Annotated in this window: 22 protein-coding genes; 14 read left to right on the top strand and 8 right to left on the bottom strand. The window is 69.0% G+C overall.

Features of this window, described 5'->3' with window-relative positions; genetic code table 11:
• Positions 1–8: 8 nt before the first annotated feature.
• The 3 genes from ABZX37_RS42450 to ABZX37_RS42440 form a co-directional block, all read right to left on the bottom strand.
• Complete coding sequence (locus ABZX37_RS42450) at positions 9–3,113, bottom strand: DEAD/DEAH box helicase (protein ID WP_354749567.1); 3,105 nt, start codon at positions 3,111–3,113, stop codon at positions 9–11.
• Entirely contained in the window at positions 3,110–4,210 is a 1,101-nt protein-coding gene (locus tag ABZX37_RS42445) for an SEFIR domain-containing protein (protein ID WP_354749565.1), read from the bottom strand. Before ABZX37_RS42445 ends, ABZX37_RS42450 begins: the two co-directional genes overlap by 4 nt.
• 250 nt (positions 4,211–4,460) lie before the next feature.
• The gene (locus ABZX37_RS42440; RefSeq protein ID WP_354749563.1) at positions 4,461–4,925 is read right to left on the bottom strand and encodes a hypothetical protein; all 465 of its coding nucleotides are present in this window, start codon (positions 4,923–4,925) and stop codon (positions 4,461–4,463) included.
• A gap of 360 nt (positions 4,926–5,285) precedes the next feature.
• Between ABZX37_RS42440 and ABZX37_RS42435 the strand changes: the two genes are divergently transcribed.
• The 5 genes from ABZX37_RS42435 (at position 5,286) to ABZX37_RS42415 (ending at position 9,006) form a co-directional block, all read left to right on the top strand.
• Positions 5,286–5,501 (top strand): hypothetical protein, encoded by a 216-nt coding sequence (locus ABZX37_RS42435; protein ID WP_354749561.1) that lies wholly within the window; start codon positions 5,286–5,288, stop codon positions 5,499–5,501.
• Between the two features lie 328 nt (positions 5,502–5,829).
• Entirely contained in the window at positions 5,830–6,804 is a 975-nt protein-coding gene (locus tag ABZX37_RS42430; protein WP_354749559.1) for an amino acid ABC transporter permease, read from the top strand.
• On the top strand, positions 6,801–7,586 hold the full coding sequence (locus ABZX37_RS42425; protein ID WP_354749557.1) for an amino acid ABC transporter ATP-binding protein: 786 nt from the start codon (positions 6,801–6,803) through the stop codon (positions 7,584–7,586). Before ABZX37_RS42430 ends, ABZX37_RS42425 begins: the two co-directional genes overlap by 4 nt.
• Positions 7,583–8,572 carry a transporter substrate-binding domain-containing protein gene (locus tag ABZX37_RS42420; protein WP_354749555.1) on the top strand — a complete coding sequence of 330 codons (990 nt, stop codon included), beginning with the start codon at positions 7,583–7,585 and terminating at the stop codon, positions 8,570–8,572. Before ABZX37_RS42425 ends, ABZX37_RS42420 begins: the two co-directional genes overlap by 4 nt.
• Before the next feature lie 47 nt (positions 8,573–8,619).
• The gene (locus tag ABZX37_RS42415) at positions 8,620–9,006 is read left to right on the top strand and encodes a VOC family protein (protein ID WP_354749553.1); all 387 of its coding nucleotides are present in this window, start codon (positions 8,620–8,622) and stop codon (positions 9,004–9,006) included.
• Position 9,007: 1 nt separating this feature from the next.
• Here ABZX37_RS42415 and ABZX37_RS42410 read toward each other — a convergent pair whose 3' ends face one another.
• Positions 9,008–9,700: a GNAT family N-acetyltransferase gene (locus ABZX37_RS42410; RefSeq protein WP_354749552.1), complete on the bottom strand. Its 693-nt coding sequence runs from the start codon at positions 9,698–9,700 to the stop codon at positions 9,008–9,010.
• Complete coding sequence (locus ABZX37_RS42405) at positions 9,700–11,049, bottom strand: PLP-dependent aminotransferase family protein (RefSeq protein ID WP_354749550.1); 1,350 nt, start codon at positions 11,047–11,049, stop codon at positions 9,700–9,702. The genes ABZX37_RS42410 and ABZX37_RS42405 overlap by 1 nt, the downstream gene beginning before the upstream one ends.
• A gap of 188 nt (positions 11,050–11,237) precedes the next feature.
• Here ABZX37_RS42405 and ABZX37_RS42400 point away from each other — a divergent pair, with 188 nt between their 5' ends.
• Genes ABZX37_RS42400 through ABZX37_RS42390 form a run of 3 tightly spaced genes read left to right on the top strand, consistent with a single transcriptional unit; the run spans position 11,238 to position 15,212 of the window.
• On the top strand, positions 11,238–12,068 hold the full coding sequence (locus tag ABZX37_RS42400; protein ID WP_354749548.1) for an ABC transporter ATP-binding protein: 831 nt from the start codon (positions 11,238–11,240) through the stop codon (positions 12,066–12,068).
• A gap of 29 nt (positions 12,069–12,097) precedes the next feature.
• A complete protein-coding gene (locus ABZX37_RS42395; protein WP_354749546.1) occupies positions 12,098–13,105 on the top strand; it encodes an iron-siderophore ABC transporter substrate-binding protein in 1,008 nt (335 codons plus the stop codon).
• Between the two features lie 4 nt (positions 13,106–13,109).
• Complete coding sequence (locus ABZX37_RS42390) at positions 13,110–15,212, top strand: iron ABC transporter permease (protein ID WP_354749545.1); 2,103 nt, start codon at positions 13,110–13,112, stop codon at positions 15,210–15,212.
• On the opposite strand, the gene ABZX37_RS42385 is transcribed toward ABZX37_RS42390, so the two are convergent.
• The gene (locus tag ABZX37_RS42385) at positions 15,209–16,618 is read right to left on the bottom strand and encodes an FAD-dependent monooxygenase (protein WP_354749543.1); all 1,410 of its coding nucleotides are present in this window, start codon (positions 16,616–16,618) and stop codon (positions 15,209–15,211) included. The two genes, ABZX37_RS42390 and ABZX37_RS42385, sit on opposite strands and share 4 nt — an antisense overlap.
• A gap of 59 nt (positions 16,619–16,677) precedes the next feature.
• On the opposite strand from ABZX37_RS42385, the gene ABZX37_RS42380 reads away from it, so the two are divergent.
• Together ABZX37_RS42380 and ABZX37_RS42375 are read left to right on the top strand one after the other, a co-directional pair.
• Complete coding sequence (locus ABZX37_RS42380; protein WP_354749541.1) at positions 16,678–17,286, top strand: TetR/AcrR family transcriptional regulator C-terminal domain-containing protein; 609 nt, start codon at positions 16,678–16,680, stop codon at positions 17,284–17,286.
• Between the two features lie 92 nt (positions 17,287–17,378).
• Positions 17,379–18,581 carry an NAD(P)/FAD-dependent oxidoreductase gene (locus tag ABZX37_RS42375; RefSeq protein WP_354749539.1) on the top strand — a complete coding sequence of 401 codons (1,203 nt, stop codon included), beginning with the start codon at positions 17,379–17,381 and terminating at the stop codon, positions 18,579–18,581.
• Between the two features lie 393 nt (positions 18,582–18,974).
• On the opposite strand, the gene ABZX37_RS42370 is transcribed toward ABZX37_RS42375, so the two are convergent.
• A complete protein-coding gene (locus ABZX37_RS42370; protein ID WP_354749537.1) occupies positions 18,975–20,627 on the bottom strand; it encodes a choice-of-anchor A family protein in 1,653 nt (550 codons plus the stop codon).
• A gap of 187 nt (positions 20,628–20,814) precedes the next feature.
• Here ABZX37_RS42370 and ABZX37_RS42365 point away from each other — a divergent pair, with 187 nt between their 5' ends.
• Positions 20,815–21,486 (top strand): FCD domain-containing protein, encoded by a 672-nt coding sequence (locus tag ABZX37_RS42365; protein WP_354749536.1) that lies wholly within the window; start codon positions 20,815–20,817, stop codon positions 21,484–21,486.
• The gene (locus tag ABZX37_RS42360; protein WP_354749534.1) at positions 21,483–22,289 is read left to right on the top strand and encodes an ATP-binding cassette domain-containing protein; all 807 of its coding nucleotides are present in this window, start codon (positions 21,483–21,485) and stop codon (positions 22,287–22,289) included. Before ABZX37_RS42365 ends, ABZX37_RS42360 begins: the two co-directional genes overlap by 4 nt.
• Before the next feature lie 24 nt (positions 22,290–22,313).
• On the opposite strand, the gene ABZX37_RS42355 is transcribed toward ABZX37_RS42360, so the two are convergent.
• Positions 22,314–23,537, bottom strand: a complete 1,224-nt coding sequence (locus tag ABZX37_RS42355) for an MFS transporter (RefSeq protein ID WP_354749532.1) — start codon at positions 23,535–23,537, stop codon at positions 22,314–22,316.
• 107 nt (positions 23,538–23,644) lie between these two features.
• Here ABZX37_RS42355 and ABZX37_RS42350 point away from each other — a divergent pair, with 107 nt between their 5' ends.
• Both ABZX37_RS42350 and ABZX37_RS42345 read left to right on the top strand, forming a co-directional pair.
• On the top strand, positions 23,645–24,550 hold the full coding sequence (locus tag ABZX37_RS42350; protein WP_354749530.1) for a LysR family transcriptional regulator: 906 nt from the start codon (positions 23,645–23,647) through the stop codon (positions 24,548–24,550).
• 79 nt (positions 24,551–24,629) lie between these two features.
• Positions 24,630–24,739, top strand: a 110-nt coding sequence (locus tag ABZX37_RS42345; protein WP_354749587.1) for a peptide-methionine (S)-S-oxide reductase, incomplete at its 3' end; no start/stop codon positions are given.

Raw genomic sequence — 24,739 nt, 5'->3', positions numbered from 1 at the left:
GGACCCGTTCAATCGGAAGGTTCCTCAAGCGCCAGGCTCGGGGTCGCTGCCTCGCTCTCGACGGCCGCAGCGGTGCGACGCAGCACTGCCAGTCGTCGCTGGTCCCCGCCAACGCAACTCAGCAGCACGGCGTCCTCGCTGGTGAGCAGCTCGTCTCGGCTAGTGATGCCCGCGCGGACCAGCGCGCAGAAGGTTTCCCGGCCCAAAGTTCCCTTGGCCGCGAGTGCGACCGGCACAAGCCCGCCGCGCACTCCCAGCGCGAGCTGCTGAGGCAGCGATGTCGCCAACGAACCGAACTCGGCCGACGGGTGGACAAACCGCGCGATGTCGAAGATCGAGTCCATGACATCCGCCGTCCGTTTCGCAGCTCGCCGGACCGGGATGATGGCTCGAGCACGGTAGTCTGGAGACAGATACCGCGTGAGCTGCTCTTCGATGTCCATGAGAGGCATCCCGCGGCTCCAGGCCACTACTGCGAACGCCCGCTTCACGCGACCTGTCGCCTTGTCCTGGCTCGGTCCCGACCGGAGCCTGCGAAACACCGGATCCGCAAGGCGCTGTGCCCGCATTACCTGGTCGAAATTCTCGCGCTCAGGCAAGCGTTGGCAAAAGCTGACCGGAATGCTGATCTGTTCGAGTTCCGTCGCGAGCTGTGCGACAGCAATGACCGTCATGCGGTTCACTTGTTCCGGCGCGAGTTCGGCGAATGCCTCGGCCACCCGCAACACCGAATCCATCGACAACGCACTGCGCACCGCGATCTCGCCCAACTGCGTCGGCGCGTACCCGGCGGCTTCTCGCCGAAGCAATCCGCGCTCGACCAACCCTGACAAGGTGGCCTCGACCTCTTCAGGCGGATACGGATCCGGCCAGTCGTCCATTCGGCTCTGATGCGCAGCGAAAGTCGAAGCCAAAAAGGAGGCCACCTGCCCTGCATGCACGCTTTTCGGCCCTGCTCCGGCGATAGCGCACGCCATCAGCACGATACTCCTGGGTTCGCTGTACTCGCTGAGCAGGGAAGAACGGAGGACCTCCGGAACCGCACGCACATAGCGATCCCATTTCGATCGCGCATCCAGCGCACCGCCGGCCAAGATGATCGAGCGCCCCCGCTCAGCGAACCCGGTACGCCCGGCCCTGCCAGCCATGTTCTTGTAGTCCGCCACCGAATACGGGCGCAGTCCGCCGGGGCCGTAGTGCTCGAGCTCACTCAGCACGACGGTATCGGCGGGAAGGTTGACGCCTTGAGCCAGAGTGGTCGTCGCGACCAGCACCCGCACCTCGGCACCGGCCAGGAAGTGCTCCGCCACCAGGGCGCCTTCGGCGGCGGTCAGGTCCGAGGTATGGAATGCGGTCCCGCCGGAAAGACATCGTCGCAACCGCGCCGCCGTGATTCCCCCGTCGTCGGGCGCGAACCCGGAAAGCGCGCGGCCCGCTTCCGGGAGGCCAAGCGTCTCCGCGAACTCGAGCGCGCTGCCTTCAGCCGCCGCACGCGTATTCCGGAACACGAGCACCTGCTCGCCCGACTCGACCAGTCTCCGGACGACGGCGTGGAGCTGGGTTTTCTCGGTCGCCGAGACGAACTGAACAGTCGTCTCCGCTCCGTCCTCGCCAAGCGAACGCAATGAGCCGCTTCGGTCCAGGACTCCTTCTTCAAGAGGAACCGGCCTCGCCGTGTCCACCAGAGACTCCGCGCCAAGCCACGTGTCGACATGGCCGAGCCCGCCCAGAACCGCGGAAAGACCCACGATCTGGATGTCCCGGCGCGCTTTGCTGGACAGGACGGCGGTCAAAAGAAGCTCCAGCGCCCACCCCCTCCCAGCATCGGAGATCGACTGGATCTCGTCCACCACAAGAACTCCGGCCTGCTCGACGATCGAAGGCTGCCGGAACACGAGACCGAGGTACTTCTCATAGGTGAGCACTGCCAGTCCGTAATCGCCGCGGAGGAAAGCCGGCACGTGATCGTTCGTCTCGCCCGTCAACCGAAGCGTCCGGATCCCGGCAGCCTCGTGCACGCGGGTCAACCGCGTGTAAAGCTCGTCGACCAATGAACGGGTCGGCAACAGGAAGACTGCGCGGCGTCCGCGGTGCACCGCGCCGTCGGCGGCAAGAATGCCCACCATGGTTTTCCCGGCCGCGGTCGGCGCGCAGATGACGAGGTTCTCGCGAACCAGCAGCCCGAACTTGTTGACAGCCGCTAACTGCAACTCGTTGAGGGAGCCGATCTCGCGGGTCAAGCCGGCCAGCACAGCATCGTCGTCGATGCCGTGGGCGCGCAGGCTGGCCAGGTCCGCAGTGGCATTCGGCGGGCGGAGCCGGCCGTCGAGTGCCCGGTAGTGCGCCCGCGGCCGCAACACCGGCAGCGATGTTCTCCCGTCGATCTTTCCTCGCAATGTGGGCGTCTGCGGCGAACGTCGCGACGAGGACGCCGCCGCAACGACTCTGTCTTGCACGAACGAGAACATCCGCAGGAGCGAAACTCGGCCTCTTTCGACGACTTCCTCGGCACCCATCAACGCCTGAAGCACGAAGTAAGTGAGAACACCGTGGCCGTGCTGTGAATCTTCCCGAGCTTCCTGATCGGCTCCGGCAGCCGTGATGTACACCCTGCCCGCCCCGGATACCTCGGCCAGAACCGCCTCGACAGAGCGAGGCATACCCGTTCCTCCCCGCGGCGTCTGCGACGAGGGAATCACCTTTGCCGCCGCCGCACCGGAGAAACAGCAGTCGAGCACGACCAGCATGACCCGGGCCGGGATCTGCTCCGTCAACTTCACCAGCTCGTCGAGCGACAGCCCGGTGCCTGCGAGATCAGCCGGGTCTGTGTCGTAGGTCGCCAACTCGTGCGTCGGGCTGCCATGACCGGAGTAACTGATCACGACGACATCGCTCGGCTGGCTGCGGGCCGCAAGCTGTTCCAGCTCCGACACGAACGCTGCCCGGGTCGCCGCCGCGTCGCAGAGCTCACGAGTATCGGAGCCGAGGTTGTCCCTGAACAACGCCTCAAGTGTCCGCGCATCAGCCTTCGCGAAGCGCAGAGGGCGGATCTCCGACGTGGCGAAGCCGTCGACCCCGACGAAAAGACCGTGGAAGCCGTCCCTCCCGCTCACGAGCCTGCTCCGCGGGAAGCCGGTCGATAGCCCATCGCTCCCAGCAGTTCGCGGACCGAGTGGAACGTGAACGCGTCCAGGACATAGCGATCAGCGGTACCCGGTTGCAGGAAAGCAGGGATATCCTCAGCTGAGCCGCCGGGCAGGACGACCGGCAGCACTTTCGGCACCCACGTCGACCGGTCGCGGTGAAGAGCGTCGCGCAACAAGGCGAGTTCGGACTGCATGCCGCGATGACGGGGCCCCTCGACGGTTCCGTCCCCGACGGCCTTGCACATCGGCGAGGCGACCACGAGAACGAAATCCGCTTCCCTGATCTCGCGCTGGGCCCACAGGGACCAGTCCTTGCGTTCGCCGACATCCCAGAAGTCGATGTGCACGTCGAGACGCAAGCTAACCAGGAACCGTGCGAGATCAAGGGTGCACGCGACATGTTCCGGATTGTCGTGGGCATAGCAGATGAAGAGACGGGGAACGCTGGACGTCCGCGCTGGACGCTGGCCTGCGCCTGGAGGCGAGGGAGGCAGGAGACCTGCTTCCCTCGCCGCGAGCTGCTCCTGCTCGCAACCGAGCAAGAGGTCGAACCGCACAGCACGTGCGACCGGGCGGTAGTCCTCGCCGTCCGCCAGCGGAGCGTCGAACCGCGAGCCGGCCTCCACGTGCAGTCTCCGGCTGCCGCGAGGAACAGCCAGAACCACGAACGCGACGTGAGAACCCGGGCGAACACCTCCCGTCGTGGCATGCCGCCAGCGCACCGCCGGCCCGCCGATCCCGAACACGTCGACCTTCGACGCCATCGCGGGCAGGTGCACATCGCCGACGATCCCTGACACAGGCGCGAGATTGAGATAGCGGTTGATCACGTACGAGGCCGGGTCCTGCTGTTCCGCGACCGCGTGCGGAACAGCATCGAGCACTGTAGCGCCGCCCGCATCTTCCTCAGCGGCAAAGGCGAACGCTGTCTCCAGCCACTGGATCGGGGCGAGGTTGCGGTCGACCGCGACCTCGTAGTTGATCCGGACCAAGTAGCAGTCGCGGCCGATCGTCCGTTCCGGGCCCGTAGCGACCGGATGCACCTGCCATCCGCCGAGCCGCACTGCTCCTACTGTGAAACCCCGAGGTTCCGTTTCAAGCCATCGAGCGCCGTCATCGACCTGCAAAAGCTCAATCTCAGAACATTCGGACATCGACCACGATTCCGCGTGAGACAACACGACCTCCTCGACGAAATGGATAGTGCATTCGCCCGTGAGCCGTCAACGCCGCGGCACCAGCGGAGAAGCGGAACCCTCAGGACGGGGAAACATCGTTTGATCTGTTGCCGGGAAATTACACAGAAAGTTCCAGCTACTCACCTGAAAGGATGAACGATCGCAATTCCTTCTCTGCCCGCTGAAGACGGAAAGCGCATTCGAGGTAGGGCAGCCGCAGTCGTTCGGCCACCACCTCCAAGTCCACGTCCTCGAACTTGGCCGCGACGAAGATGTCGGCCTCGATGCCGGTCACCGCACCCGCGCGGACGGCCCGCGCCAGGACAAGATCCACATGCCCCTCCGGTGCCACGACCGGCACCTGGCGCAGCAGGTCCGCACCCGAGAATTCCGGTCGCGGCGCAGGAGCCCGACCGCCGTCGGCGCCGAGCGCACGCTGGTATGCGGCGTCCTGCAGGTTCCACGCCAACTTTCTGCGGTTCGGGTCTGCCGCGCCGAGGGCCTCGACAAGCCCGACAACAGCTGCCGACTCCACCTCCGACCGGTCACCACCTCGTTTGTTCAGGATTCGCCACGTCACCCGGCGCAACGCCGGCAGCATCAGTCCGATCGCGTAGGTCTTCCACGGTTCCCCGTTCTGCTGGACACGCCGGACAAGTTCACCCCAGACCGCGTCCCGGACCGACTGATCAGCAGAGCGGCCCGCGAGGAGATCCCGCACTTGTCCGCCGCGCAGCCACTGTTGTTCGGTCTCGACGCCGAGCTCCCAGGCATCCAGCGAGGGCAACGCGTCGGCCTCGACGAATTCCTGGAAGCGGCGATGCAGAACTTCTAATTGACTAAGCGACATCAGGCGTCACGCTCCCGTGCGGCGATCCAGGATCTGGGGCACGGCAGAGACTGCCGGGCAAAATTCCGGCCGTCAATACCCTTGGCAATTTTGCATCTTCGATGCAAAAACGTGCAAATCCTGAACCAGAGAAACTGCATGTCAGACGCTTTTGCCTGCAATTCCTTCCATATTTTCGCCTTGATTCATCCATTCGAGGCAGTGATGGCCGCGCAGCGTCGACCCCTCAGCCCACAGGCGGCTGTGGCGTTCCTGCGATCGGGCGACCCGAGGGTCACCAAGGCAGCAGCCCGCCTGCTCGTCGGCGATCTGCGCCAGTCCGCATGACTCACGCACTCCGCGACCGATGGACGGACAGGCCGCCCCGGCCGACGACAGCGACCATCGAGCACGACCGCTATGTACGGCCCGTCAGCAACTCCGACCAGATCCGCGACCACACTGCCTCCACTCGCGGGTCCGTCTACGCTGCCCCGGCGCGCGCCACCATGCAGTCACCAATAGTCCACAATAGACAGTCGGTAACAAAGCCGGTACAAAACCTCCTTCCGTACCACCGCGCTCACCATGTGGGAGTCCCAAGAGGACGCTCGACAGCCGGGAACCCCGCGGGTCACAGTGGCGATCGCCCTCTCCGCGATCCCCAGGAGCCACTGTGAGTTCTCCTCCGACGCTGCGCGCCGTGCCGGCGCCGTCCGCAGGTCCCGAACCGCCCGGTGAAGCGCGGTTGCGCGAGCTTGCCGCGAAGAAAGTCGCCCCGTTGCGCCGTCCTGGGCGCTGGGTCGCTGCCGCGGTCGTGCTCGTGTTGCTAGCCCAATTGGCGCACGCGCTGATCACCAATCCGGTGTTCCAGTGGGACGTCTTCGGCTATTGGTTCTTCCGTCCGGTAATCCTCGACGGGCTGCTGCTCACCCTCGAATTGACCGGCCTCGCCGCGGTGTTCGGGCTCGTCGGCGGGATCGTGCTCGCGTTGCTGCGGCTGTCGAAAAACCCGCTGCTCCAAGCGGTTTCGTGCGCGTATGTGTGGATCTTCCGCTCGATTCCGCTGATCGTGCTGCTGCTGTTCCTCGCCAACGTGACCGCGCTGTACAGCACGCTCAGCCTCGGAATCCCGTTCGGGCCGTCGTTCTTCAGCTTCAGCGCCACCGACGTGTTGAGTTTCTTCGTCGTCGCAGTGCTCGGCCTGAGCTTGAACGAAGCCGCCTACGCCGCGGAAATCGTTCGTGCTGGCGTGCTTTCAGTGGATCAAGGACAGCTCGAAGCGGCGGCCGCGCTCGGGCTTCCGCGATCCCGGCAATACCGGCGAATCATCCTGCCGCAGGCCACCCGCGCGATCGTGCCCGCCTACGCGAACCAGTTGATCGGCCTGCTCAAAGGCACTTCGGTCGTCTACATCACGTCGCTGCTGGAACTGTTCGGCGTGGTCGAAACCCAGGCCAGCACCAACAGCGGACAGATCATTCCGCTGCTGCTCGTCGGCACGGTCTGGTACATCATTCTCACCAGCGTCCTGTCAGTGATCCAGTATTACGTCGAGCGCTTCTTTTCCCGCGGCGCACTGCGTACCGTTCCGCCGACGCCGTTCCAGCGGTTCCGCGCCCGGTTGCGCTCGCTGGGGGTGGCTCGATGAGCGCCGAAGTCCGCGTTCGCAGCGCGGTCAAGACGTACGACGGGACCCGGGTGCTCGACGGAATCGACCTCACCGCGCCCGGCGGGCAAGTGACCGTGGTACTGGGGCCGTCCGGGTCGGGGAAATCGACTTTGTTGCGGACGATCAACCATCTGGAACGCCTTGACAGCGGCTACGTCAGCATCGACGACGAACTCGTCGGCGTCCGCGTGCACGGCGACCGGTTCAAGGAACTGAGCGAGCGCGCGATTCTGCGGCAACGGTCGCGGATCGGTTTTGTGTTCCAGAATTTCAACCTCTTCCCGCATCTCACCATCCTCGACAACATCGTGGAAGCCCCGATCGTCACGCAACGACTGGCCCGCGCCGAGGCGGAAACCCGGGCGAAGGAATTGCTCGTCCGCGTAGGTCTCGAGGACAAGGAAAGGTCGTACCCGCGGCAACTGTCCGGCGGGCAGCAGCAACGGGTCGCCATCGCGAGGGCGCTCGCGCTCGAACCGCGGCTGATCCTGCTCGACGAACCGACGTCCGCGCTCGATCCGGAGCTGGTCGGCGAAGTGCTGGCCGTGATCCGCGAACTGGCCCGGTCCGGCACCACGATGATCGTGGTGACACACGAAATCGGCTTCGCCCGCGAGATCGCCGACCATGTCGTATTCCTCGACGAAGGCCGTGTCGTCGAAGAAGGGCCGCCGTCAGCCGTCCTCGACCGTCCCCGCCACGACCGGACCCGAGCCTTCCTCGGGAAGGTCGCCCGCCTCGAAATCCCGGAGAACGCATGAAAACCCGCACGATCCTGCCCGTCCTCGCCGCGGTCGCGCTGCTCGCCGGCGCGTGCGGCGGCAGCACCCAGGCGTCGACCAGCGCGAACGGTTCGCAGACCGTTTCCGTCGCCGCGAACACCGCGGACGCGCACCCGGTTTCGCTGACCGTGCCCGTCGTCGCCGAGATCCGCGCGCAACTGCCGAAGAAGTTTCTCGACAAGGGCAAGCTGACGATCGGCATCGGCGCGCTGCCGTCGGGCTTCCCGCCGCTGGCCTATGTCGGCACCGACCAGCGCACCCTCACCGGAGCCGAACCCGACCTCGGCCGTCTCGTCGCCGCGGTGCTCGGGCTGGAGCCGGACGTCCAGAACGCTTCCTGGCAGAACCTGTTCGTACGCCTGCAAAGCGGCCAGTTCGACGCCGGTTTCTCGAACATCACGGTGACCGAACAGCGGAAACAGCAGGGTTTCGACTTCGCCGCCTACCGCGAGGACAACCTCGGCTTCGAGACGAACCGCGCGAACACGTGGAACTTCGACGGCAATTACGAAGTGCTGGCAGGAAAGACCGTCGCCGTCGACAGCGGGACCAACCAAGAGAAAATCCTTAAGGAATGGCAGCGAAAGCTGATCTCCGAGGGCAAGAAACTCGACGTGCGCAATTTCGCGGACAAGAACAGCACTTACCTGGCGCTGGCGTCCGGGCGGATCGACGCGTACTTCGCGCCGAACCCGGGCATCGCCTACCACGCGACGCAGACCGCGAAGACCCCGAACCCGACCCGCAGCGCGGGCAAGTACTCCGGTGCCGGGGCCACGCTGCAGGGGCTGATCGCGGCTACGACCAAGAAGGACAACGGTCTCGTGAAGCCGGTCGCCGCGGCGATCGATTATCTGATTCAGCACGGCCAGTACGCGAAATGGCTTGCCGCGTACGGGCTGGAGAACGAAGCCGTGAAGAAGGCGGAGGTCAATCCGCCGGGCCTGCCGTTGAGCGATTCCTGACCGCCTGGCAGGTCTCCGGCCCGCCGGAGGCCTGCCAGACTGGGCAGATGATCGGACACTGGCTGGCCCTGGTCGTCGATTGCCCGGAACCGCGGAAACTGGCCGCGTTCTACGAGGCCTTGCTGGGCATGCACCGGGTCGAAGACGAGGAAGCCTGGGTCTCGATCGGCGCGGCGTCCGGCGGCGAACCGCGCATCGGCTTCCAGCAGGTCTCCGATTACCGCCCGCCGGCCTGGCCGGACCCGCGCGATCCGCAGCAGATGCACCTCGATGTCGAGGTGGCCGACCTCGACGAGGCCGAACACCGGGTCCTGGCGCTGGGAGCGCGGCTAGTGGACAGCGCGCCCCTGTTCCGCGTCTACACCGATCCCGCCGGGCACCCGTTCTGTCTTGCCCTGCCCCAGCAAGGAGAGCACTACCGAACCGGGAGCTGATTCAAGCCGCCGCCCGCCAGTCCTCCGGAATGCGCACCCGGCCGAACGCATTGGTGCGGCGCAACCGAAACCCCATCCCCTCGTACCGCCGGATCGCGTTCGCATTCGTCGCCACCGCGTGCATGAACGGCGTCTCGCCCCGCTCGCGGATCCCCGCGGCCACCGCGCGCACCAACCGCCCGGCGAGACCGCGGTCGCGATACGCCGGGTCCGTGCAGACCGCGCTGATCTCCGTCCACCCTGGCGGATGCAGCCGCTCCCCCGCCATCGCGACCAGCGCGCCGCGGTGCCGGATGCCGAGGTATGTCCCCAGCAGAACAGTGCGCGGCAAAAACGGACCAGGCTTCGTACGGGCGACCAGATCCAGCATCTCCGGCACGTCAGCCAGAGTCAGCCGAACAGTCTCCGGATCGGGTACGGCATCGACCCCGGCGTCCACCAACTGGACCCCGGCCATCTTGTCCAGCAGCTCCCAGTCCGGCGGAGGCGGCCCCGCCTGCGGGAGAACCGGCACCACGGCACCCGGCCCGGCGAGCGCGGCGACGTCGTCCCACACGCCGTCGGAAGGCTCGTCGGGCACCGCCAGAAACACCGAAACATCGACCGGATACCGCACGGCCTGTCCGACCCGCTCCGCGAAACCGGCATGCGGGCCAGTAAGCGAAGCCCACGCGGCATTGTCCAAAACAGACATCAAGCCCGCCGCGCGGCCCGGGCGATCATCCGGGCCAGATCCGCCACCAACGCCGGATCGTCCGGCAACTGCCCCGTCGCTATCCGGATATGCGGCGTCCCCGGATTGCCCGCGCGAGTACCCGACCCGGCGGAAACCCCGTTGGCCGCCAAGGTCATCAACGTCCGCGATTCCTCCGGAACCGGCACCCACAACGTCAACCCGTCCCGAGCCCGCACCGAAATCCCGTGCTCCCGCAACGCTTCCGTCAACGCCGACCGCCGCTGCGCGTAGCGATGCCGGGCCCGGTTCAGCAGTTCCGCACTGCCGGGGTCAGTCAGCAAAAACGCCTGCGCGTCCTGAAGAATCCGGCTCGACCACACCGACCCCGGACCACGCTGCTGCCGCACCCGCTCCACCAGCACCGCCGAACCGCCGATCACGCAACTGCGCAATTCAAGCCCGAACGCCGTGCAATACGACCGCACCAGCAACACCCGGCCAGGCAAGTGCGTGCCGAGGCTCAACGACGGAGCCGAAGCCAGCGGCCCGAAATCGTCGTCCTCGATCACCGTGAGGTCCTCTTCGGACAGTACGGCGGCGAGTTCCGCGAGCCGGTCCGCCGGAACCGAATGTCCGAGCGGCGACTGCGCGCGCGGCTGGTAGACGAACGCGACCGGCCGGTGTTCCAGCGCCGCCGCCAGCGAGGACGGCAGCGGTCCGTTGTCGTCGCAGCGCACCGGCACCACGTGAATCCGCGACCGGCGCAGCAACTCGCGCAGCCACGGCGCGGTCGGCGCTTCGAGGGCGATCACGTCGCCCGGCCGCGCGACCGCCTGGCAGGCCAGCAGCATCCCGTCCTGCCCGCCGGCCGCGACCGTCCACGATTCGGCGGCGAACGGCCACGTCGGCTTCACCGCGGCCCGCAATTGCGGCGTGATCGAGTTCTTGACCGGACCGCCGAACCGTTCCGTGTGGACACCCGCCGCGACGGCGTCCTCCAGCGGCGGCAGCAGTCCCGGATCCGGCAGTCCGTGTTCCAGATCGACCGTCTGCCAGCCGGAGAACGCGCGCTCCGGCGGCGGGCTCGACGGCGGTTCCAGCACTATCGTTCCGCGCCGCCGGCCGGTGCCGATCAACCCGGCCGCCCGCAGCTGCGACCACGCCTCGGCGATCGTCGTGGGACTGACCGAAAGCTCCGCCGCCAGCGCCCGCACCGTGGGCAGCCGCGTCCCGGGCGGCACCTCCCCGTCGCGGATCAGGCCGGACACCGTCCCGGCCACGCCCCGCGCCGTGCGCTCGCCGATGCGGGACCCGAGCCAGCCTGCCCCGACCGGCAGCGTCGTCGTCGCGAGTTCGCCCGTGGCCACGCACCGGCTCCCCTCGTCACCCGGAAATCCGAAAACCTCTGACCCGATCAGAAGCTAGAGCGGCAACGGCACGCGGCAAAGGCGTTTCACATCCTGGCGGGCCCGCCCGGTACAAAACGCCCGTGACGTCCGACACCGCCGCGGTGTCCGCTTTCGGAATTTCACTCGATCAGGTTAGGCTAACCTTCATGAGTCAACCCTGGCCGGAAGCACCGGCGCTCGCCGGCACCGGGCTCGCGCTCGGCTACGGCGCCAAGCCGGTGGTCCAGGACGCCGAGATCGTCCTGCGCGCGGGCGCGGTCACCGTCCTGGTCGGGCCCAACGGCTCCGGCAAGTCGACGCTGCTCCGTTCGCTCGCCCGGCTGCACCCGCTGACCGCGGGCGACGTCACCCTGGCCGGACAGGACGCGCTCGCCTTGTCCCCCAAGGAATTCGCCCGCCACGTCACGCTGCTGACCCAGTCGCGCCCCACGCCCGGCGGCGTGCGCGTGCGCGACGTCGTGTCCTACGGCCGCCACCCGTACCGCGGCCGTTTCGGCTCCGGCGATCCCGAGGGACCGGAGCTGGTCGAGCGGGCCATGCGGCACACCGGCGTCGACGGGATGGCCGAGCGCCCGGTGGACGAGCTGTCCGGCGGCGAGCTCCAGCGCGTCTGGCTGGCGACCTGCTTCGCCCAGGACACCGGCGTCGTCCTGCTCGACGAGCCGACCACCTTCCTCGACCTGCGCTACCAGATCGAAACGCTGGACCTCGTCCGCGACCTCGCCGACGAGCACGGCGTCGCGGTCGGCGTCGTGCTGCACGACCTCGACCAGGCCGCCGCCGTCGCCGACGAGGTGGTGCTGCTGTGCCGCGGCTCCGTCCGCGCGACCGGCCGCCCGGCCGACGTGCTGACCGCCGATCTGCTCAGCGATGTCTACGGCCTGCGCATCGACGTCCATGTCGACGACGAGGGGCACGTCCGCACGCGCCCGGTCGGACGGCACACCTCCCGGCCGCGGCCGGTCCGCTCAGCTTGACCCATCCCCGAGTACAAAGGAAAACCCCCGTGTCCAGTGTGCCCAAACCTGCCCGCAGGCCATTCCTGAAGACCGCCGCGGCGCTGCTCGCCACGTTCGCGCTCGCCGCGTGCGGCACCACCGAGGCCCCCGCCGCCGGGGACCAGGCCGCCGCCGCGAAGCCGTCCGGCCCGGTCCACCTGACCGACGAGCGCGGCAAGCTCGACCTGCCCGCGCCCGCCGCCAAGATCGTGTCGCTGGAATGGGGCCTCACCGAGAACCTGCTGGCGCTGGGCGTGAAGCCGATCGGCGCGGCGGACGTGAAGGGCTACAACACCTACGACAAGGTGATGCCGCTCGCCGCGTCCACTCCGGACGTCGGCACCCGTGGCGAGCCGAGCCTCGACGCGATCGCGGCGCTGCACCCTGATCTCGTGGTCACCACCACGGACCTGCCGGAGAACGTCATCGCACAGCTGTCGAAGCAGACGAAGGTGCTCACGCTGCGCGGGTCGGATTCGGCCGACCCGATCGGCTACCTGCGCAAGACCGTGACCACGCTGTCCGAGGCGACCGGAACGCAGGAGCAGGGCCGCAGGCTGCTCGCCGAATTCGACGCCAAGGTCGCCGAGGGCAAGAAGAAGCTCGCCGACGCGGGCAAGACCGGCGCCAAGTTCGTCATGACCGACGGCTACGCGACCTCCGGCACGGTCACCGTCCGGATGTACACGAAGGGCTCGTTCCTGGGCAGCATCGCCGACCAGCTCGGCGTCGCGAACCAGTGGACCGGCGAGGGCGACAAGGTCTACGGCCTCGCCCCCACCGACGTCGAAGGCCTGACCAAGATCACCGATCCGGCCACGTCCTTCGTCTACGCCGCCAACGCCGCCGAATCCGACGTCTTCACCCAGGAGCTCGCGGGCAACGCGGTGTGGAAGCAGCTGCCGTTCGTCAAGGCCGGGAAGCTGCACCGGATTCCGGACGGCATCTGGATGTTCGGCGGCCCGAAGTCGGCGATCGCCTACGTGGACGCGCTCACCGGCGCTCTGACGCGCTGATCCGATGACCGCACCAGCCCCCGCACCCGCCCGGCCGCTCGTCTCGCGGAAACCGAGGCTCACGGCGTCCGTCGTCTTCCTCAGCGGAATTGTCGCGCTGCTCGTCCTGTCCGCGGTGCACCTGCTGCAAGGCACGTCGCACGTCGGGCTCGGCGAACTCCTGCGCGCCGTTTTCCCCGGCACGGACGACGACGCGCGCAGCCAGGCGGTGGCAGTGCTCGTGGCCAGCCGGCTCCCCCGGCTGGCCGCGGCGCTGCTCGTGGGGCTGGCGCTCGGGTTCGCGGGCTGCGTGCTGCAGTCGGTGGCGCGGAACCCGCTCACCTCGCCGGACACGCTCGCGGTCAACGCCGGCGCGTACGTCTCGGTGGTCGGCGTCGCGGCGTTCGGGATCTCGCTTCCCTTCTACGTCAACGGAATCGTCGCCTTCATCGGCGGTCTCGCGGCGGCCGGGCTGGTGTTGCTCGTCGCTCGCAGCAGCAGCGGCGGAGCGGCCCGGCTCGTGCTCGCCGGGTCCGCGATCGCGCTGGCGCTGACCGCGCTCACGTCCGTGCTGCTGATGTTGTTCCAGGAGCGGACCGCGGGCTTGTACGGCTGGGGCAGCGGCACGACTGTCCAATCCGGACTGCGGCAGGTTTCCCTTGCCGCGCCGGTGATCGCGATCGGCATCGTGGCCACGCTCCTGCTCGCGCACCGGCTCGACGTGCTCAGCCTCGGCGACGACCACGCGCGCGTGCTGGGCATCGACGTCCGCCGTACCCGCACTTTCGCCGTCGTCGTGGCGGTGCTGCTTTCGGCGGTGGCGGTGACCGTCGCCGGGCCGATCGGGTTCGTCGGCCTGTGCGCGCCGGTCATCGCGCGGCTGCTGGCCAACCGGGTGCCCGGGCTCGGCAAACATCCGCTGTTGCTGCCGCTCGCCGGGCTGACCGGGGCGCTGGTCGTCGTGACCGCCGACGTCCTGCTGCGCGCCATCGTCCCGGCGGACAAAGCGGTTTCAGTGCCGACCGGCGTCGTGACGACCCTCGCCGGCGCCACCGTCCTGGTCTGGCTGGCCCGACGGCAGCCCTCCGGAACACCGTCCGCACGCGGCACGCACGGCACCGTCCGGTCGCGTCGTTGGGTCGCCGGGACCGGTGTCGTGCTCGCAGTCGCGCTCGTCGCCGCAGTGATCGCCGCGCTCCTGCTGGGCGACCGGATCGTACTGCTCGGCGACGTCCTGAACTGGCTGCGCGGGGTGTCCGGCACCGAGGTGTCGTTCGCCCTCGACCTGCGCTGGCCGCGGATGCTCGCCGCGCTGCTCGGCGGGGCGGCGCTGGCCGTCGCGGGGTCGCTGGTGCAGGCGATCTGCCGCAACCCGCTGGCCGAACCGAGCCTGCTCGGCGTGACGCCCGGCGCGAGTGTCGGCGCGATCAGCGTCGTGCTCTTGGTGCCCGGCATCGGAATCTGGCCGATGATGGGCGCGGCGACCGTCGCCGCGTTCGCGACGTTCGCGCTCGTGCACTGGCTCGCCACCGGTCGCGGTTCGACCGGCCGCGGGCTGTCGTCGGACCGGCTGGTGCTGGTCGGCATCGGCGTCAGCGCGGGCGCGCAGGCGATCACGACGCTCGTCGTGGTGCTGACCTCGCCGTGGAACGCGCACCTCGCGCTCACCTGGCTCGCCGGATCGACCTACGGCCGCGAGTTCGGCCAGGTCCTGCCGGTACTGTTGTGCCTGGTCATCGCCCTGCCGATCGCCCTGTCCAGCGCGCGGACGCTCGATCTGGTCTCGCTCGACGAGGACGTGCCGCGCGTGCTCGGCGTCCCGCTGGACCGGTCTCGCCTCGCGTTCGCCGCACTCGCCGCCGTGCTCACCGCAGCTGCTGCGTGTGCGGTCGGTGCTCTCGGTTTCGTGGGCCTCGTCGCCCCGCACGCCGCGCGCGCTTTGGTGGGTTCCCGCCACTCGCGCTCGCTGCCGGTGGCAGCCGCGCTGGGAGCGGTGCTGGTGTGCGTCGCGGACACGTTGGGACGCACGGTCCTCGCACCGACCCAGATCGCGGCGGGCCTGGTGACCGCGCTGATCGGGGCGCCGTACTTCGGCTGGCTGCTGTGGCGGAGCCGCGCGAACGCCTAGCCGAACCAGGCATCCAGCGCGACCTTCAGCTCGGCTTCTCCCCCAGCCCAGGCGATGACCCCGTCCGGACGCAGCAGGAACGATCCGGTGTTCGTCACCGGCACCACCTCGACCCGCTTTTTTGCCAGCGCAGCGAGGTCTCGGTTTTCCGGATCGAGGATCAGCACACCCCGCCCCGTGCGAGTGTGGTCCGACAGCCGCGTGACCCGGCCGTCATCGTCCACAAGGGACTTTTCTGGACTGTGCAGCCCGACTGGTTCCTCAGCGGGGTAAGGGAATTCGTAGCGTTCCGCGACTCCGGACAGCAGGTCCGAGAAGTACCGATTCGCCTGCGGAAGATCCATCAGCTCCGAGACGATCTCCCGTAGCGCGTCGACATGCGGTCCCGGCGCGAGCAACGCAGACTGCGCGCGCGTATTGCGCAACACCGCCGCGCCGACCGGGCCGCGTTCGCGGAAGTAGCTGTCCAGCAACGCATCCGGCATTTCCCCGCGCACGACCGCAGCCAGCTTCCAGCCGAGGTTCGCCGCGTCCAGCAGGCCGAGATTGAGCCCTTGCCCGCCGCTCGGCGAGTGGACGTGCGCGGCGTCGCCCGCGAGCAGGACTCGACCGCGCCGGTAGTCGTCGGCCTGGCGGGCTTGATCAGCGAACCGGCGGGAATCGCGCACCTCCGTCACGGTGGCGTCCTCGCCGGTCACCCGCCGGATCGCCGCCGCCAGTTCCGCCGGAGCGACCGGGCCGTCGGGTTCGCCGTCGCGGGCGAGTTCAGTGACGCCAGCCATGCTTCCGCCGTGCAGGAACGACCCGTCGGGGTAGCGTCCGGCGGGCGGCACCGGTCCCTCGAACCGGACCTGGCCCGCGAGCGTCCGCAACAACGGCGGCGTGCCAGGAAACCCGAACCCGGCGAGACTCCGCACCTTCCCCCGGCCGCCGTCACAACCCACTAGGTAAGCCGCAGTGATCCGCTGTTCTCCCTGCGGTGTCTCGACAATCGCCGTCACACCGTCTACATCAGACTCGATTGCCGTCACCCGGTGCGCCCGGCGCACCGGGACGCCGACCGCGTGTTCGGCCAGCAGCCGCTCCAGCTCCGGCTGCCAGATGTGCGTGCGCGGGCGGTCTTCGTCCGGGAGGAGTTTGTGGATGTTCGCGAAGTGGCCGAGCGAGCTGCCGTGGTCGCGGGCGGAATCGCGCATCCCCTCCTCGTGCGCCGCGGCCAGCCGCGGGCCGAGACCGCGCCGGGTCAGCGCCTCCGTCGCGAGCACGCCGATGCCGCGCGCCTTCCGTTCCGCCGAGGGCTGCGCGAGCCGCTCCACCACCAGCGGCCGGATGCCGCCGAGCCGGAGTTCGGCAGCGAGGAACAGGCCGACCGGACCGGCTCCGACGACCAGCACATCTGCGTCCATGACTCTCCTTAACTTGTTAAAGACTAGACTGCCCTGAACTAGTTAAGGAGGCAACCGCCTTGCCGATCGAGATCCCCGCCGCGGTCCGGACCGCACTCGCCCTCGTCGACGCCGACGGCCTCGACAAGCTGACAGTGCGCCGCCTCGCCGCCGAACTCGGCGTCAAGGCACCCGCGCTGTACTGGCATTTCAGCAGCAAGCGGGCCCTGCTCGACCACCTCGCCGACACTCTCGTCGCCCCAGTCGTGGACGGCCTCCCGCCACTGGACACCCCGTGGCTGTCCTGGCTGGAGCAAGCGGGCACCGCCCTGCACGCCGCCCTCCTCGGCCATCGCGACGGCGCTCGCATCGCGCTCGGCGCAGACCTCCGGACCGCCCGCTCGCTGGGCGAATTCGCCGAACTCGCGGTGGGCGTGCTGCACCGCGCCGGGTTCCCGCTCGCCGACGCGACCCGGTGCGCCGGGGTGTACGTGCACTTCGTCCTCGGCCGCGCCGTCGAGGACCAGACCTGGCCGGACGACCTGGACGCGACCATCGAGAGCATCCCGTTTCCGCTGATGGCGCAGGGACTGCGGGAACGACAGGCAGCCGGAAGCACCGTCGAGGACAGCTTCGAATACGCCCTCGGGATCGTGCTCGCCGGACTGGCGGCGAAGCGTCCACAGTAAGGTGTAATGACTCACTAAGTTGTACAGTTGCACTTTCTATATGGTTCCACTTATGCTGGGTGCAGACCACACCGGCACGAGAGGGGACGACCATGAAAGAGACACCGCGCATCGTCATCGTCGGAGGCGGCCCGGGCGGACTGCTCGCCGCCCAGGTCCTGCACGGGCACGGCCTCGCCGCGACCGTCTACGACGCCGACACCGCCGTGGATTCCCGAGATCCCGGCGGCACGCTCGACCTGCACGCCGACAGCGGGCAGATCGCTTTGGCAGACGCCGGGCTGCTGCCCGCCTTCCACGCACTGGCCCGCGTCGAAGGCCAAGCCGTGACCAGGCGCGACCACCACGGCACCCTGCTGAAGGAGTTCACGCCCGCCGACGACGACACCGCCGCCCCGGAAATCGACCGCGGTCAGCTGCGCACCATGCTGTACGAACAGCTCACGCCCGGAACCGTCCACTGGGGACACAAACTCACCGACCTGACAACCGAAAACGGCGTCCACCGCTTGAGTTTCGCCAACGGATCCACAGTGGACGCCGACGTCGTGATCGGCGCGGACGGCACCTGGTCGAAGGTGCGCCGACGCCTCACCGACGCGATGCCGGAGTACCTCGGAGTGTCCTTTCTGGACGTCCGGTTCGACGACGTCGAAACCCAGCACCCCGGTATCGCGGCCTTGGTCGGCAACGGCCAGCTCTTCACCGCCGACGGCGCTGGCCGGGCCGTGATCGTGCAGCGCAACAGCAACGGAGTGATCCGCGGCTACGTGGCGTTCCGCGCCGAAGAGGACTGGGCCGCGCGGGAAGGCGTCGACCTTGCTGACCGCGCCTCGGTGCAGGAGTTCCTGCTGCGCGAGTTCCGCGACTGGGGCTCGACAGTGCGCCCGCTGCTGACCGACAACGACGGCGACTACGTAGCGCGCGCGTTCACCGCACTGCCCGCTCCCCTGACCTGGGAACGCGTCCCGGGCATCACCGTGCTCGGGGACGCCGCACACGCGATGGCCCCGTTCGGCGGACACGGCGCGAACCTGGCACTGCTCGACGGCGCGGAGTTGGCGCACGCGCTGCACGAGGAGCCGAGCGTCGAAGCCGCGTTGAGCCGCTACGAAACCGCGATGTTCGCCCGTACCGGACACCTAGCCGCCGACGCGAACGCGGCGCTGCGGGGCTTCTTCGCCGACCAACCGGCTGGTGCCCAGCACGACGTGCCGGACCGGGAGGAAGAACTCCGCGCCTACGAGGCCCGAGCCGCCGAATACCGCGCCTCCCGCACCCCCGCTGCCCGCTAGTTCGTGAGGGGAACCCTGCCGGACTCTGAGTTCGTGAGGGGAACCCTCACGAACCACGCCTCGACAGACACCGGCGCACCCACTATCAGCGCACCCAGCCCCCTCACCTACCACCCCGCACCGGCGCACCCAACAATCGAGGTGCCCAGCCCTCCCCCGCACCCCGATACGAAGCGTCCCTGCGGTCCGGGATTGCTTGTCAAGGCATCTTTCCCGCCTTGACAAGCAACCCCGGACCGTCAGCACAATCAAGCTTCGGGGTGCCCCACGCAACCATCACGGCAATGTCGCCGCCAGGCGACGAGCCGCCCGAGAGCGCCCGCCCGACCGGACCGTCCGTGAAGGGCTCCTTGAGGGAATCAGATTCCTTCAAGGAGCCCTTCACGGCGTTGGTCAGGAGCGCTTGCGGCGAACCGCCACTGCCGCCACCAGTGCGCCGCCGATGAGCAGCAATGCACCGCCGCCGATCAGGTAGCCGCGGATGTCCGCGCCGGTCGACGCGAGCGGGCCCTGGTCCGACGGGCCGGTTCCGGGGGCCACGCCGCCGGAGTTGTCGCTGGTGGTCGTGATCGGGGCCGGGGCCTCCGAGGACGAGCTGGACGTCGTCGGGCTCGTGCTGCTGGCCGAGGACGTCGGCTGCGAGCTCGAGGACGTCGCGCTGGACGACGTGGACGACGTCGGCGCGGTCGAGGACGACGTCCCGGACGGGCCCGGCGTAGTGGAGCTGGACGTCGCCGAACTGCTGGACGTGGTCGAGGTGGCACTCGACGACGACGTGCTGGACGACGTGGTGCTCGTCGGCTCAGTCGTGGTCGACGACGTGGAGGTTGTCGACGTGGTGCTCGACGTCGGCTCCGTGCTCGACGTGCTGGTGGTGGTCGAGCTGGTCGGCTCCGTGCTCGACGTGCTCGACGTCGTAGTGCTAGTCGAACTGGTCGGCTCCGTCGACGTCGTAGTGCTGGACGTCGTCGACGTGGACGTCGTGCTGGTCGGCGTAGTGGGCGTCGTCGTCGGGCCGGCGCAGTCCGGCAGGTCGCCGTTGAACGGATACGCGTGGAACTCCTGCCCGCCCGCCGCGCCTTCCGACGTGTGCAGCAGGTTGCCCGCGGTGAAGAACCGGCCGTTGGTGCCCGACGCGGTGACCGTCGTGTCGCTGGACGGGTTGCCGACCAGCACGCTGCCCTGGAACTGCGCCTGCCCGGCGATCTTCACCTTCGACGCGTCCGGGAAGTTCCACAGCAGCTTCTCGCGCAGGTGGTTGATCGGGTCCTGGTCGGCGAGGTCGCCGGTGTAGGTGTTGATCACCCGGTTGCCGCCGACGAGGTTGACCAGCACCGTCGCGCCCGCCGGGATGCCGGCGAACTCGAGGCCCTGCATGCCGCCGCCGGGGCCGGTGAGGTCGAAGTCGACGTTGAAGACCTGCAGCGCGGACTTCCCGTCGCCGGTGAACAACGTCCGGTAGCCCTCGTTCTTCGCCGTCCCGGTCGCCGCGGACTTGCCGTAGCAGGTGCTGGCCTCCTGCAGCTGCGGCCGAAGCTGCTTGTACGGGTCCGCCGCGTTCGGGTCCTGCTTCAGCGTGCCGGTCACAGTCCCGGTGACAGTGCCGCCGTACCGCACGACGCCGTCGTCCGCGAGCAGCCGCTGGTTCGGCGCGACCGTGACGTTCTTGCCCGTGGTCAGGAAGTCGCCGCCGTCCGGCGGGGGCACGCGCGAGCCGACGCCCGCGATGCCGACGTTGTAGATCGCGGACCCGCCCGCGCGCTTGTTCATGTCGAAGCCGCCGAGCACGACAACCCGGCCCTCGGCCTCGGCCGCGCCTTCACGCACGAGGAAGTCGCCGCCGGCGAAGACGTTGATGCCGTTGTCGCGTCCCGCGAACGGCCCGTTGTTGACCGGCGGGTACTTGCCCGGGCAGGCGTCGCCGACGCACGGGCCCAAGCCCCCGGGCAGCTGAGCGGCGCTCGCGCCCGGACCGGCCACGAACGCCACTGCACACACCGCCGCGGCGAGAGCTCCGCCGACGACAGCCATTTTCCTGGCACGCATGCGGCCGATCCTTACCCGGCGCGGGCGAAATGCGGCAGTCGAAACACCGTAACCCACCCGAACGGGTCATAAAATACCGCACTCCTCAGACAAGTAGACTAGTGACGCTCCACACTCGACACCCCGCCGGAAGAATGTCCCGCAGTAGCCTCGCTCCCGTAGCCCCGCCCGATCAGAAAGCCCTCCGATGCCCCCTCTCGTGCACCGGCACCCGCTCGCCGCGCAGGCCGCCGAAGTCCTTCTGACCCGCATTCGCGCCGGAGAATGGGCGCTGGGTCACAAATTGCCCGGGGAAACGACACTGGCCGCGCAACTGGGCGTCGGCCGGTCCACGATGCGCGAGGCGATCCGCGAATTGGCGGGCAAAGGCGTGCTCGATTCCCGGCAAGGCGCCGGCGTTTTCGTGACCGCGCTGGACGTCGCCGAGGATTGGGACGCGGTGCTGCGCCGCGCCACTGTCGGGGCGGTGATCGAGGCGCGCATCGCCATCGAAGCGGAAGCCGCCGCCCTCGCCGCACTCCGGCGGACGCCGACCGACCTGCGCGCGATCCGCCGCGCGCTCGCCGCTCGCGCGCTCGGCGACCCGGACGTCGAGTTCCTGGTGGACACCGACACCGCGTTCCACCGCACGGTGCTCGTCGCCGCGCACAACGACGTGCTGATCGAATTGTTCGACAGTTTCGTGCCGCGCGTCCACCGCGCGATGACGGACATGCTGCGTGCGCGGCCGATCACCGCGCCAGAAGAAGATCAAGCCGCCCACCTGGCGCTCGTCGACGCGATCGCGGACAAAGACGCGTCCGCCTCCGCGGAACTGAGCCGGGCGCACCTGACCGCCTTGAAGGAGGCACTTTCGTGAGCGAGGTCGTGCTGCGGCTGACCGACGTCGTGTTCCGCAGGCAGGGCAAGGAAATCCTGCACGGCGTGAACCTGACCGTGCGGGCAGGCGAACACTGGGCGCTGCTCGGCCCGAACGGCGCGGGCAAGAGCACGATCCTCGGTTTCTGCGGCGCCGTCACGCATCCGACCACCGGCACCGTCGACGTCCTCGGCGGACGGCTCGGCCGCGTCGAACTGCAGGCGTTGCGCCGCAGCATCGGGCACGTCGACCCGCGGCATCCGCTGCGTTCGCCGCTCACCATCCGGGAGGTCGTGCTGACCGGCATCACCGGGAGCATCGACACTCCCCCGCGCTGGCGGCCCACCGCGTCGCACATCGAGCAGGCCGACGAACTCATCGGATTGCTGGGCCTCGACGGCAAGGCCGGCGAACGCTGGCCGACGCTGTCCCAAGGCGAACGCGGCCGCGCCCTGATCGCCCGCGCGCTGATCAGCGACCCCCGGCTGCTGCTGCTCGACGAACCGTCCACGGGCCTGGACGTCGCGGCTCGCGAGCAGTTGCTCGAAACGATCGACCTGCTCACCCGGACCCATCCCCGGCTCGCCTCCATCGTGGTCACGCACCATCTCGAGGAACTGCCGGAGTCGACGACGCACGCGCTGCTGATCGCGGAGGGTTCGGTGGTGTCGTCCGGGCCGATCGAACAGGCGGTGACCACCGCGAGCATCAGCCGGGCGTTCGGCCACCCGATCCGGGTGGACCGGCACGACGGACGGTGGAGCGCCCGCGCCGCGCGCAGCCGGTCCACCGAAGTCGCCTGACCCAGCTGCCGCCTACTGTCCGGCTCAAGCCGTCCGCAGCACCCGCCACGCGGAGAACCCCAGCAGCACCAGCTCCGCGGCCGAAAACCCGACCAGCGCGAGCGGACTCGGCACCCACAGCAGCGTCATGCCGACCAGCAGCACCGGCACCACCAGCCCGGCGTAAGCCGCCAGGAAGATCCCCGCCAGCACCTCGCCCCGGGACATCGGATCGGCCAGCGCGGCCACCGTCCCGACCGAGGCGCGGAACCCGAGCCCCATCCCGCTGCCGGCGATCACCGAACCGACGAAGAACAGCGCCAGCGAAGGCAGCAACGCGGCCGCCGACAGCACCGCCAGCCCGACCGGCATCAGCACGAACCCCAGCCGCAGCTGTGCCCGCGACGCCATCGACGCGAAGACCACCTGCGACACCGCCGCGGCGGCCAGCATCGAGCTCGCGGTGACCCCGGCCAGCATCCGGCTGTGCTGGTGCAGCCCCTCGGCGAGCAGCGTCGGCGCGAGGGACATGAACAGCCCAGTGATCGCGAACGCGGCGAACACCCCGATCGCCGCGCCAACGAACGCCGGCCGCGCCCCGGCGGGCAGCGACACCCGCTGCGGCCGGTACGCCGGGCGCTCCTCGCGCCGCTCGACGGTCTCCGGCACCAGGCACACTGCGAACGCGGCGACCAGCAGCACCACCAGGAACACGACGAACGTACTGGTCAGCGGAGCGTCGATGTACTGCGCGAAGACGCCGCCGACCACCGGACCGAGCCCGAGGCCGCCCATGTTCACGACGGTGGCGATCAGGCCGGAGCGGCCGAGATCCTGGTCCGGACGGGTCACCGCGCGCAGCTCCGAAAGGTGCGCGGTGGCGGTGGCCGTCAGCGCGCCGATGCCCACACCGCACACGAACCGCGCGATCAGCAGGCCCGGGACCTCCGGCCAGAGCAGGAACAAGACCGCGGACAGCGCCTCGGCGAGCACCGAAGCGAGGATCACGCGACGGCGGCCGAGCCAGTCGCTGACGTGCCCGGCAAGGTAGAGGCTGGCCATCACGCCGACGGCGTAGGCCGCGAAGATAACGGTGACCAGGAACGTCGGAAACCCGTCCCGCTGCTGGTAAAGCGCGTACAGCGGAGTGGGCACGGTGGAGAACGCGAGGCACGCGGCGAACGCGAACGCGATCACCCGGAACCCCCAGCCGTGGCTGACGCGCCATCCGGCCGGGGCGGTGAGAGCGGGCGGAACTGTGGTGACCATGTCGACCTTCCAAGCGGGAACCTACGTCTGCCACGATCCGCCGCTCCACTCATCAAGTCCAACGAAAAGTGTTGGTCATAGTTATCTGGATCGGCGATAATTAGGCGATGGAGACGCGTCAGCTGGAGTTCTTCGTCGCGGTCGCCGAGGAGCTGAGCTTCACGCGGGCGGCGCAGCGGCTGTTCGCCACCCAGTCCACGGTGTCGGCGACGATCCGCGCGCTGGAGGCCGATCTCGGCGCGACACTGTTCGACCGGTCTACCCGCCGGGTCGCGCTGTCCACCGCGGGCGAGCTCTTCCTGCCCGAGGCGAAAGCCGCGCTGGAATCGGTGGAGCGGGCCCGCGAGGTGGTGCAGCAGGCGTCCGCCGGCCTGCGCGGGAGCCTTCGGATCGGCACGCTGACCAGCATGAACGCGTTCGATCTGCCAGTGCTGCTCGGCGCGTTCCACCGCAGGCACCCGCTGGTCGACCTGCATCTGACGGTGTCCCTCACCGGGTCGTCCGGGCTCGCCGACGACGTCCGCCACGGCCGCCTCGACGTCGCGCTGCTCGGTCTCTCCCGGGCGGAGCTGGGCGGCCTGGACGCGACGCAACTGGCCAGCGTGCCGTATTACGCCGTGCTGCCGGACAGCCATCCGCTCGCCGAGCGCGAGTCGGTCAAGCTGCCGGAACTGGACGGAGAGCTGTTCGTCGATTGCCCGCGCGGCTTCGGGAACCGGCTGGCCGTCGACCGCGAATTCGCCACGCTCGGGCTTTCGCGCCGGGTGGCCGCCGAGGTCGCCGACCTGCGGACGGTCCCGCGCTACGTCGCCGCCGGACTCGGCATCGCGGTCCTGCCCGGCACCGCCCGGCTGACCATGCCGGGCGCCGTGTCGATCCCGCTCGCCGACACGTCGCTGACCTGGCCGCTCACCGTCGTCGTCTCCGCGAAGCGGCCGCCGTCACAGGCCTTGCGGACGCTGCTGGAGCTGTTCGTCGCGGCCGCGGCGGAAGGAGATATTACGGAGTTCTGACCGGGCCCCGGGCGGCCGGAATAGCGACCGTCGCCGCAGCGTCATCCTGTACACGGAATCCGCGATGGGAGAGAAGGAAATGACGGAGAAAGCGATCCTGGCCGGCGGGTGTTTCTGGGGCATGGAGGAGCTGTTCCGCCACCAGCCCGGCGTGACCGCCACCCGCGTCGGCTACAGCGGCGGCGACGT

The sequence above is a fragment of the Amycolatopsis sp. NPDC004079 genome (assembly GCF_040610415.1).
In the GTDB taxonomy this organism is placed as follows: domain Bacteria; phylum Actinomycetota; class Actinomycetes; order Mycobacteriales; family Pseudonocardiaceae; genus Amycolatopsis; species Amycolatopsis halotolerans.
This window is presented reverse-complemented; position numbering and strand designations above follow the sequence as displayed.

Excerpts from the sequence above, each read along its gene's own strand:
- ABZX37_RS42420 (WP_354749555.1), top strand. The coding sequence starts at position 7,583 with ATGAAAACCCGCACGATCCTGCCCGTCCTCGCCGCGGTCGCGCTGCTC.
- ABZX37_RS42375 (WP_354749539.1), top strand. The coding sequence starts at position 17,379 with ATGAAAGAGACACCGCGCATCGTCATCGTCGGAGGCGGCCCGGGCGGA.
- ABZX37_RS42440 (WP_354749563.1), bottom strand. The coding sequence starts at position 4,925 with ATGCTGCCGGCGTTGCGCCGGGTGACGTGGCGAATCCTGAACAAACGA.
- ABZX37_RS42365 (WP_354749536.1), top strand. The coding sequence starts at position 20,815 with ATGCCCCCTCTCGTGCACCGGCACCCGCTCGCCGCGCAGGCCGCCGAA.
- ABZX37_RS42390 (WP_354749545.1), top strand. The coding sequence starts at position 13,110 with ATGACCGCACCAGCCCCCGCACCCGCCCGGCCGCTCGTCTCGCGGAAA.
- ABZX37_RS42425 (WP_354749557.1), top strand. The coding sequence starts at position 6,801 with ATGAGCGCCGAAGTCCGCGTTCGCAGCGCGGTCAAGACGTACGACGGG.
- ABZX37_RS42385 (WP_354749543.1), bottom strand. The coding sequence starts at position 16,618 with ATGGACGCAGATGTGCTGGTCGTCGGAGCCGGTCCGGTCGGCCTGTTC.
- ABZX37_RS42355 (WP_354749532.1), bottom strand. The coding sequence starts at position 23,537 with ATGGTCACCACAGTTCCGCCCGCTCTCACCGCCCCGGCCGGATGGCGC.
- ABZX37_RS42350 (WP_354749530.1), top strand. The coding sequence starts at position 23,645 with ATGGAGACGCGTCAGCTGGAGTTCTTCGTCGCGGTCGCCGAGGAGCTG.
- ABZX37_RS42370 (WP_354749537.1), bottom strand. The coding sequence starts at position 20,627 with ATGCGTGCCAGGAAAATGGCTGTCGTCGGCGGAGCTCTCGCCGCGGCG.
- ABZX37_RS42415 (WP_354749553.1), top strand. The coding sequence starts at position 8,620 with ATGATCGGACACTGGCTGGCCCTGGTCGTCGATTGCCCGGAACCGCGG.
- ABZX37_RS42400 (WP_354749548.1), top strand. The coding sequence starts at position 11,238 with ATGAGTCAACCCTGGCCGGAAGCACCGGCGCTCGCCGGCACCGGGCTC.
- ABZX37_RS42410 (WP_354749552.1), bottom strand. The coding sequence starts at position 9,700 with ATGTCTGTTTTGGACAATGCCGCGTGGGCTTCGCTTACTGGCCCGCAT.